Genomic DNA, 6,936 nt, shown 5'->3' with positions numbered 1-6,936 from the left:
GTTGCGGTGCTGTGCGGGGTCGGTATCGCGGTGGGTCGGATGCGGTGCTGGCTGGTGTCGGTATCGGTGGGGTCCGGATGCGGTGCTGTGCGGGGTCGGTATCGCGGTGGGTCGGATGCGGTGCTGGCTGGTGTCGGTATCGGTGGGGTCCGGATGCGGTGCTGTGCGGGGTCAGCATTGCGACCGGACCGAATACACCGCCGATCAGCGTCAGGACCGCGATGAGCAGCTCGAGTGCGGTGAGCGCCTGGCAAGTCGGCACGTATGACCAGGGCATACCGAGTTCAGGTCAGGTAGTCGGCGTGCTCGGCGTCACCGCGAAGGTCCGATCTTGGCGCAGTAGTGTCGAGTTCATGAGCGAGCGCACCGAGCGAATCATCGACACCGCGCCCTCGGGCGTGACAGAACCGAACGCTGGCGAGCGATTGTCGGAGCCGACAACCACGGACGCGACCCGGCCGCTACGGGACGATATTCGGTTCCTCGGCGGCGTGCTCGGCGACACCATCCGCGATCACGAGGGCCCCGAGGTCTTCGACCTGATCGAGCGGGTGCGGATCGAGGCGTTCCGGGTGCGCCGCGAGGAGGTCGAGCGCAGCGCGGTGGCGGAGATGCTGGACGGCGTCGATATCGCGGTCGCGCTGCCGTTGATCCGGGCGTTCACCTATTTCGTGCTGTTGGCGAATCTGGCCGAGGATATCCAGCGCGATCGGCGACGCGGCGCGCATGAGGCGGCGGGGGAGCCGCCGCAGGATTCCTCGCTCGCGGCGACCTACCACAAACTCGACGCGGCGGCGCTGGATGGCGCCGAGGTCGCCGATCTGCTCACCGACGCCTTGGTATCACCGGTGATCACCGCACATCCGACCGAAACCCGGCGCCGCACCGTATTCGACGTGCAGACCCGCATTACCGAATTGATGCGTTTGCGGCAGCGCTATACCGAAACCGAGCGGGCGCGTGCGGATCTGGAACTGCGGATCCGTCGGCAAGTGCTCTCGCTGTGGCGCACCGCGCTGATTCGATTGCAGCGTCTGCGGATTCAGGACGAGATCTCGGTCGGTCTGCGCTATTACGACATCACGCTCTTCGACGTTATCCCGGCGATCAACGCGGAAGTCCGGGCGGCGCTGCGGTCCCGGTGGCCGGGCGTGGAATTGCTGGCGCGCCCGATCCTGCGGCCCGGCTCGTGGATCGGCGGCGATCGTGACGGTAACCCTTATGTGACAGCGGATGTCGTGCGGCAGGCCGCCTCGCAGGCGTCGGCGGTGGCGTTCGGTCGGTACCTGCACGAGCTGGTGGAGCTGGAGAAGTCGCTGTCGCAATCGGCGCGGCTGGTACAGGTGACACCCGAGGTGGCCGCACTCGCCGAGGCCGGTTATCCGGATCCCGCGACGCATCCTGATGAGCCGTATCGCCGTGCGCTACACCGGATTCGGGCGCGTCTGTCCGCATCGGCAGTTGCCGCGCTCGGCGCATTGCCCGCGGACGGGCTGGATATGGGTGCGCCGGCCTACCCGACCCCGCAGGCGGTACTCGACGACCTGGATGCGGTCGATATCTCGATGCGGGCCAGCGGCGACGGTCTGCTCGCCGACGACCGGCTGGCGGCACTGCGATATGCCGTCGAGACATTCGGATTCCATCTGCAGGGCCTGGATATGCGGCAGAACTCGGAGCTGCACGAACAGGTCGTCGCCGAGCTGCTGGCCTGGGCGGGCGTACATCAGGACTACGCGGGTCTGGCCGAGTCCGAGCGGGTGGAACTGCTCGCCGCCGAGTTGCGGACCCGGCGTCCGCTACTCGGCCCGCATGCGCGACTCAGCGGACTCGCCACCAAGGAACTCGATATCGTCCGTGCCGCACGGGATGTCGTCGAGACCTTCGGCGTCGAGGCCGTGCCGAACTACATCATCAGCATGTGCACCTCGGTCAGCGATATGCTCGAGGCGGCGCTGCTGTTGAAGGAGGGCGGGCTGCTCGATCCCGGCGAGCCGGACGGACCGCCGAGCTGTCCGGTGAATATCGTGCCGCTGTTCGAGACCATCGAGGATCTGGGTGCCGGCGCGGCGACCCTGGCCGCGGTGCTGGATGTCCCGGTGTATCGAGAGCTGGTGGCCGCCAAGGGCATGCGACAGGAGGTAATGCTCGGATACTCCGATTCCAACAAGGACGGTGGGTATCTGGCCGCCAACTGGGCGCTCTACCGGGCGGAGCTGGATCTGGTCGAGGTAGCGCGCAAAACCGGAATTCGGTTGCGGCTCTTCCATGGTCGCGGCGGCACGGTCGGCCGCGGTGGCGGGCGCAGCTATGACGCCATCCTCGCCCAGCCCGTCGGTGCCGTGCGGGGTTCGCTGCGGTTGACCGAACAGGGTGAGGTGATCGCGGCCAAGTACGCGGAATCCGGTGCGGCGCATCGGAATCTGGAATCGTTGATCGCGGGCACCCTGGAGTCGACGCTGCTCGATGTGGAGGGGCTCGGCCCCGATGCGGAACCGTCCTATGAACTCATGGACGATCTGGCGGCGCGTGCCCGCGCGGCCTATGCGCGCCTGGTGCACGAAACACCCGGATTCGTCGAATATTTCCGGCAGTCCACGCCGGTCGCCGAGGTCGGCGATCTGAATATCGGCAGTCGCCCCGCCTCCCGCAAGCCGACGAATTCGGTAAGCGATCTGCGGGCCATCCCGTGGGTGATGTCGTGGAGTCAGGCCCGCGTCATGCTGCCGGGCTGGTACGGGACCGGGGCGGCGCTCGAGGAGTGGGTCGGCGGTGATCCGGAGCGGCTCGCCACGCTGTCCGGCCTCTACCAGCGCTGGCCGTTCTTCCGGACGGTGCTGTCGAATCTGGCTCAGGTCATGGCCAAGAGCGACCTCGACATCGCGGCCAGGTACGCCGAACTCGTCGACGATGTGGCCTTGCGTGAGCACATCTTCGGGATGATCCGCGACGAGCACGCGCGCACCATCCGCATGCACGCCGCGATCACCGGCAATGATCACCTGCTCGCCGACAACCCGTCACTGGCCGAGTCGATCCACAACCGCTTCCCGTACCTGGAGCCGCTGAACCAGATGCAGGTCGAGCTGCTGCGACGGCTGCGGGCGGGCGACGATTCCGAACTCGTCAAACGCGGCATCCTGCTGACCATGAACGGACTCGCCACCGCACTGCGCAACTCCGGTTAGGGCAACTCCGGCTAGACGATGGCGACCGCATCGATCTCGACCAGCATCTCTTCCCGGGGAAGGCCGGTGAATACCGTTGTGCGGCTGGGCAATACATCGCCGGTGGTATTTGCGGTGACGAATTCGCCGTAGGCGTCGTTCATGGTCGCGAAGTCCTCGCGTTTGGTCAGGTAGACGCGCAGCATCACCACATCGTCGAAGGTGGCGCCGCTCGCCTCGACGATCGCCTTGACATTCTGCAGGGTCCGAATCGTCTGGGCGGCAACGTCACCGGGGAAGAGGTATGCGTTGGTCGCCGGGTCCACCGGACCCTGACCCGAGACCTGCACGAACGGGCCCTTGCGCACGCCTTGCGAGAAGGTGTGCGCGGGTGCGGGCGCATCGGTGGTGCGGATGGCGATCTTCTCACTCATGACTGGCCTTTCGCTGTGGTCGGGTATCCGGCGCGGACGGGAGTCCAGCCGAGTTCGGCGGAGATGGCATCGGCCGCCGCGCGGACCCGCGGCAGTTCGGCCAATACCTGATCGTGGTCGAGCAGCATGTCCGGCACCGACATCGAGACCGCGGCGACCACCGTGCCGGTACCGTTGCGCACCGGGACGCCGATGCAGTTCACGAAGCTTTCGTGCTCCTCGTGGTCTTCCGCATAGCCCTGTGCGGCAACGAGTTCCAGCTCCGCCAGGTAGCGCTCCGGTGTGCGGATGGTGCGGTCGGTGAACTTGCGGTAGTCGATGCGCTCGGCGATCGTCCGCCATTCGGTGCGCGGCTGTGCGGCGACGAGCACCTTCCCGACCGCGGTGCAGTGCAGCGGGGCGGGCCGGCCGATCCGGGAGTACATGCGCACGCTCTGGATCGCGTCGAATTTGTCGATATAGATGGCATCCCCGGATTCGTACGTGGCGAGGTGAATCGTCTGTCCGGTAGCGGAATTCAACGCGCTCAGATGCGGGCGGGCCAGGGTGCGGACGTCACGCTGTTCCAGGGCGCGGTTGGCGAGTTCGAAAAGCCGGGAGCCGAGGACGTATTGGTGCTGGCTGTCATGGGTGACGAAGCGCTGCGATTCCATGGTTTGCAGCAGCCGCAGCACCGTCGACTTGTGTACGCCGAGTTCAGCGGCCAACTGATCGAGCGAGCGCGCATCCTCCCCGAGCGAGAGCAGGATGGTCAACGCACGCGACAGACTCTGACTCATGACCGCGCCTCGCTGGCGCTCGGCTCCGCCATGACCGAGCAATGCTCGGCTGTACCTATTGTTCGCTCGCTCATGAGGCCACATTCTCGGCTACGACATCGTTGCGGTAATGCACACGCCCCCAGGCGGACTCGTCGAGCACCGCCAACGCCGCCAGCGCGGTGGGTGCGGGCAGTTCCGCGATATCACCGGTGCCGGTCAGCGCGGCGGCGGCGCACAGATGTCCGAAGCGCAGCCGCTGCTCCAGCGGACGTCCGTGCAGCAGGGCGGCCAGATATCCGCCCGCGAAGGCGTCACCGGCGCCGATCCGCTCGGTGATCTCGAGTTCCAGCGCTGGCACTTCGACACGCTCGGTTCCGGAGAATCCGGTGACCGAATGCTCATTGTTCTTGACCACCAGGTGCTGTGGCTCCGGGAAGAGGGCGCGCAACCGGTCGGCATCGTCGGTACCGAAGACCGTCTCCGCTTCATCGGCGCCGAGGAACACCACATCGCAGCCGCGCACATGGCGGGCCAGCACCTCGGCCGCCCGCTCGGCCCGCCCTGCCCACAGTGCCGGGCGGTAATTCAGATCGAAGCTGACGAGCCCGCCTCGGCGGGGCAGTGCGACGAGGGTTTCGGTGAGTCGGGTCGCCGATTCCGAGAGTGCGGTGGTTATCCCGGTGAAGTGCACGAGGTCGCAGTGTTCGAGCAGTCCGGCCGCCGCCGTCAGATCGGCGGTGGACAGTGCGCTGGCGGCGGAGCCGGTGCGGTAGTACAGCATGCGGCTGGCGCCTACCGGCAGATCGGTCGCCTTGCCCGAGCCGCTGCCGCGTTCTTTTATGTAGACGGCGGTGGGGCGCGCGGGATCGATGACAACCGCCGACACGTCCACGCCGCGTGCCGCCAGATGTCCGGTCAGATACCGGCCGAATCCGTCATCGCCGACCCGGGAAACCCACGCGGCGTCCACCTCGAGCTGAGTGAGCACGGTGGCCACATTCGCCTCGGCGCCGCCCGCTGTTCGCTCGAAGTTGTCCGAGTTCTCCAGCGGACCGGGACGCGCCACCAGCACCGCGAGCCCCTCACCGATGGTCACCGCCCGCGGGCGGAGCGACGTAGTAGGCCACGTCACATCGATCTCCCTTCTGCCCTTGCGGCCACCGGCCATCCAGTGCAGAATAACCACACAAAACACGATATGCAACCAGCGTTGCAAGATATGCAATGCATCGAGGATATGATTCGGCGGACGGAATTCCGCGGGAAGGAGCGACATGGCGATCGATGAGAAGGCCGTTGCCGCACTGGCGGATCGGACGCTCGGGCCCGAACACAAGGGGCTGCCGCCCACGGCATGGGGCCGCACGGTTCGCGACTTCCTGGACTCCGCGCCGCACCTCGACGAGTTCGAAACCCCGATTTTGACCGTCGACCACGCGGCCGTCGCGGCGAATGTCGCGATCATGGCCGATTGGGCGGCGGCCGCGGGTGTACGCCTGGCTCCGCACGGCAAGACCACCATGGCCCCGCAGCTGTGGGCGCAGCAGTTGGCGGCCGGGAGTTGGGGGATCACCTTCGCCACCGTGTGGCAGGTGCAAGTTGCCCGGTCGTTCGGTGTGGGACGGATCGTGCTGGCCAATTCACTCGTCGATCCGGTCGGATTGCGCTGGGTCGCCGCGGAATCGGAACGGGATCCGGAGTTCGAATTCTGCTGCTGGGTCGACAGTGTCGAGACCGTCGCGCTGATGGATGCGCACCTGACCGGTGCCGCGCGCATTCGGGTGATCGTCGAACTCGGTGGGCCGCACGGGCGTACGGGTGCGCGCACGGTCGAGCAGGCGCATGCTATCGCCGAGGCGGTCGGCCGCGCCGAGCGACTGACCCTGGCCGGTGTCGGCGGCTACGAAGGTGCGCTGGCCCACGATCGCGGTCCGGACGGGATTGGCGCCGTCCGGCACTACTTGGACGAAATCGCACGCCTACACCGCGAACTCGCCGCGGCCGGGCGCTATCCGGAAGGCGCGATCGTCACCGCGGGCGGCAGCGCCTTCCCGGATCTGGTCGTCGAATGTCTCGCGGGACTCGCCGATGAGCAAGGTGCGCACGGTGTTCCGACCACGGTGGTGTTGCGCTCGGGCGCCTACATCATTCACGACGACGGCTTCTACGCGGGCATCTCGCCACTGGCCGCGCCGCGCACCGAACGACCGCTGCGCTCGGCGATGCACGGATGGGCGCGGACCGTTTCGCGACCCGAGGCGGAGCTCGCGCTGCTGGATGCGGGCAAGCGCGATCTGCCATTCGATGAGGGGCTTCCGGTCCCGCAATTCGTTGCGGGACCGGAAGGTTCGTTGGATTCGGCGGCGCATGTCAGTGCGCTCAATGATCAGCACACCTTCCTGCGGCTGCCCGGCGCCGCGGCCGGTGACCTGCCGGTCGGCAGTGTGGTGCGGCTCGGTCTGTCGCATCCGTGCACGGCGTTCGACAAGTGGCGGCTGATCCCGGTCGTCGATGATGCCGATGCGGAACGGCCACGTGTGGTCGATCTCGTGCACACCTTCTTCTGACGAGTAG

General features: G+C 67.0%; 5 protein-coding genes and 1 pseudogene. 2 read left to right on the top strand and 4 right to left on the bottom strand.

Going from position 1 to position 6,936, the window contains the following annotated elements; all coding sequences use genetic code 11:
• Nucleotides 1-262, bottom strand: a pseudogene (locus AB0L58_RS29920) (hypothetical protein); the annotation flags it as partial.
• A 163-nt stretch (nucleotides 263-425) separates the two neighbouring features.
• On the opposite strand from AB0L58_RS29920, the gene ppc reads away from it, so the two are divergent.
• Nucleotides 426-3,188, top strand: a complete 2,763-nt coding sequence (gene ppc / locus AB0L58_RS29915) for a phosphoenolpyruvate carboxylase (protein WP_364391929.1) — start codon at nucleotides 426-428, stop codon at nucleotides 3,186-3,188.
• A gap of 11 nt (nucleotides 3,189-3,199) precedes the next feature.
• Here ppc and AB0L58_RS29910 read toward each other — a convergent pair whose 3' ends face one another.
• The 3 genes from AB0L58_RS29910 to AB0L58_RS29900 form a co-directional block, all read right to left on the bottom strand.
• Nucleotides 3,200-3,601 carry a RidA family protein gene (locus tag AB0L58_RS29910; protein ID WP_364391662.1) on the bottom strand — a complete coding sequence of 134 codons (402 nt, stop codon included), beginning with the start codon at nucleotides 3,599-3,601 and terminating at the stop codon, nucleotides 3,200-3,202.
• Nucleotides 3,598-4,380: an IclR family transcriptional regulator gene (locus tag AB0L58_RS29905; RefSeq protein WP_364391659.1), complete on the bottom strand. Its 783-nt coding sequence runs from the start codon at nucleotides 4,378-4,380 to the stop codon at nucleotides 3,598-3,600. Before AB0L58_RS29905 ends, AB0L58_RS29910 begins: the two co-directional genes overlap by 4 nt.
• A gap of 70 nt (nucleotides 4,381-4,450) precedes the next feature.
• The gene (locus tag AB0L58_RS29900) at nucleotides 4,451-5,548 is read right to left on the bottom strand and encodes a sugar kinase (protein WP_364391657.1); all 1,098 of its coding nucleotides are present in this window, start codon (nucleotides 5,546-5,548) and stop codon (nucleotides 4,451-4,453) included.
• A gap of 88 nt (nucleotides 5,549-5,636) precedes the next feature.
• Here AB0L58_RS29900 and AB0L58_RS29895 point away from each other — a divergent pair, with 88 nt between their 5' ends.
• Nucleotides 5,637-6,929 (top strand): amino acid deaminase, encoded by a 1,293-nt coding sequence (locus AB0L58_RS29895; protein WP_364391654.1) that lies wholly within the window; start codon nucleotides 5,637-5,639, stop codon nucleotides 6,927-6,929.
• Nucleotides 6,930-6,936 lie beyond the last annotated feature (7 nt).

The sequence above is a fragment of the Nocardia sp. NPDC052112 genome (assembly GCF_040680135.1).
Lineage (GTDB): Bacteria > Actinomycetota > Actinomycetes > Mycobacteriales > Mycobacteriaceae > Nocardia.
This window is presented reverse-complemented; position numbering and strand designations above follow the sequence as displayed.